1 protein-coding gene is annotated in these 742 nt (G+C 65.8%); it reads right to left on the bottom strand.

The genetic code is table 11. From position 1 onward, the window contains the following. Positions 1–192: 192 nt before the first annotated feature. Positions 193–742: cytochrome ubiquinol oxidase subunit I (locus tag EN781_RS33545; protein WP_145965830.1), on the bottom strand; the 550-nt coding region annotated here is incomplete at its 5' end.

Raw genomic sequence — 742 nt, 5'->3', positions numbered from 1 at the left:
GACGCTTGTCCGCTGCAGCGCCGCGCTAACCAATCCGCTTGGCGCTGCAGCGGACAAATAGGGGGAGAACTGTTACCTATGTATCCGGTTCAAACTGTTACCCATCTATCGGCTGGACACCGGCAGGCAGGTGAGGGGCAGCGCCAGCGTCCGGCGTCGAGTCAAGATTTCTTCGCAGTTCGACCACTGCCCTCACTCCCCTGCCGCCGGCTGCGACATGGCCGCGTTCATAACGCCCGGCAGCGGCGAGGTGTCGCCATCCTTGGCCGCCTTCAGCGCCAGGTGCACCAGCACGCCGAGATAGGCGATCAGCAAAATCACGTAGAGGACGAGATAGACGGCAAGCGTCAGCGCGACATGGCTGCCGGCGACCGGGCCGACGGCATCGGCGGTCTTCAGGACGCCGGTGACCAGCCAGGGCTGGCGGCCGATCTCGGTGGTGTACCAGCCGGCCAGCGTCGCCACCCAGCCGGAGATCGTCATCGGCACCATCAGCAGCGCCAGCGGCTTCGGCAGGCTGTGGCGGCGCTTGAGGAAGAAGGCCGCCGACCAGGAGACGATCAGCATCAGGATGCCGGTGCCGACCATGATGCGAAAACCCCAGAACACCGGGAAGACCGGCGGGTGGTTGCCGGGATAGTCGTTGAGCCCCGGCACGACGCCGCTGGTGCTGTGCCTCAGCACGACGCTGGCGCCGTCGGGGATGGCGATCTCGAATTTGTTTTCCCTGGCCGCCTCGTCG

It is taken from the genome of Mesorhizobium sp. M4A.F.Ca.ET.090.04.2.1 (assembly GCF_003999085.1).
Classification (GTDB): domain Bacteria; phylum Pseudomonadota; class Alphaproteobacteria; order Rhizobiales; family Rhizobiaceae; genus Mesorhizobium.
The sequence above is the reverse complement of the archived record's forward strand: the minus strand, read 5'-3'. Positions and strand labels throughout refer to the sequence as shown.